The organism is Mycobacterium sp. 1482292.6 (assembly GCF_001672995.1).
Lineage (GTDB): Bacteria > Actinomycetota > Actinomycetes > Mycobacteriales > Mycobacteriaceae > Mycobacterium > Mycobacterium europaeum_A.
Genome location: NZ_LZKV01000150.1, coordinates 1 through 617 on the forward strand (window position 1 = coordinate 1; position 617 = coordinate 617).

At 68.9% G+C, this 617-nt stretch carries 1 protein-coding gene; it reads left to right on the forward strand.

Annotated elements, in window-relative coordinates:
* On the forward strand, positions 1-617 hold a 617-nt coding region (locus A5624_RS14870; protein ID WP_156749021.1), incomplete at both ends, for an HNH endonuclease signature motif containing protein.

The window sequence follows — 617 nt, forward strand, 5'->3', positions numbered from 1 at the left end:
ATGCGGCGAAGTTCGACGCCGCGGTGGCGTCGCATCGTGAGGCGCTGATCGCCGAGTGGAAACACGATCAGGCCACCAGCGCCGGTGATCAGCGGCCCCCGATGCCGGGCACGGTCGAGGCATTCATGCGCCTGATCGAGACCGGCTGGGACGCCGAGGCGGCGCGGCGCCCGCACGGACAGCACACCACCGTGGTGGTGCACCTCGACGTCGAGCAGCGCGCTGCGGCACTGCATCTGGGTCCGCTGCTTACCGATGCCGACCGCCAATACCTGACCTGTGATGCCACTGGTGAGGTCTGGTTCGAGCGTCACGGCGAGGTCATCGGTGCCTGGCGGGCGACGCGGGTGATCAACCGGCGGCTGCGCCGCGCGCTGGAGTACCGCGACCGCACCTGTGTGGTGCCGGGTTGTGGTGCCACCCGCGGTCTGCACGCCCACCATATCCGGCACTGGGAAGACGGCGGCCCTACCGAACTAGCCAACCTGGTGCTGGTCTGTCCCTACCATCACCGGTCACACCATCGCGGTGTCATCACCATCAGCGGACCCGCACACGCACTCGTGGTCCGCGACGACGAAGGCCGAGTACTGAGCCCGGGATCGCTGGCGCGCCCA